This window comes from Anaerococcus sp. HMSC068A02, assembly GCF_001811125.1.
Taxonomy (GTDB): domain Bacteria; phylum Bacillota; class Clostridia; order Tissierellales; family Peptoniphilaceae; genus Anaerococcus; species Anaerococcus vaginalis_C.
Genome location: NZ_KV803774.1, coordinates 590 through 1,015 on the forward strand (window position 1 = coordinate 590; position 426 = coordinate 1,015).

At 46.2% G+C, this 426-nt stretch carries 3 tRNA genes; all 3 read left to right on the forward strand.

Features of this window, described 5'->3' with window-relative positions:
* The first annotated feature begins 121 nt into the window (after positions 1-121).
* The 3 genes from HMPREF2782_RS08455 to HMPREF2782_RS08465 all read left to right on the forward strand — a co-directional run bounded on the left by HMPREF2782_RS08455 (position 122) and on the right by HMPREF2782_RS08465 (position 369).
* A tRNA-Asn gene (locus HMPREF2782_RS08455) sits at positions 122-196 on the forward strand.
* Between the two features lie 3 nt (positions 197-199).
* Positions 200-288: transfer RNA gene (locus tag HMPREF2782_RS08460), tRNA-Leu, on the forward strand.
* Between the two features lie 4 nt (positions 289-292).
* Positions 293-369: transfer RNA gene (locus tag HMPREF2782_RS08465), tRNA-Met, on the forward strand.
* Positions 370-426: the final 57 nt, after the last annotated feature.

Sequence of the window (426 nt, forward strand, 5' to 3'; positions counted from 1 at the left end):
CCTCCCGGGAGACTAGGAAGTTGCCAAACTTACTTTTTTGTGAAGATTATTTCTTCACAAAATTTGTAAGAAAATTTTGACAAAGTAAATTTAATATTTTATAATTATACATATTGTATGTGCTTAGGTAGCTCAATGGTGGAGCACCCGGCTGTTAACCGGTAGGTTGTGGGTTCGAGCCCCACCCTGAGCGCCAAATGCCGGGGTGGCGGAACTGGCAGACGCACAGGACTTAAAATCCTGCGGTGGTCAAACACCGTATCGGTTCGATTCCGATTCTCGGCACCAATAACGCGGGATGGAGCAGCTTGGTGGCTCGTCGGGCTCATAACCCGGAGGTCGTAGGTTCAAATCCTACTCCCGCAACCATACTTTTAAATAAAAATTTATATATGGCCCTATGGTCAAGCGGTTAAGACATCGCCC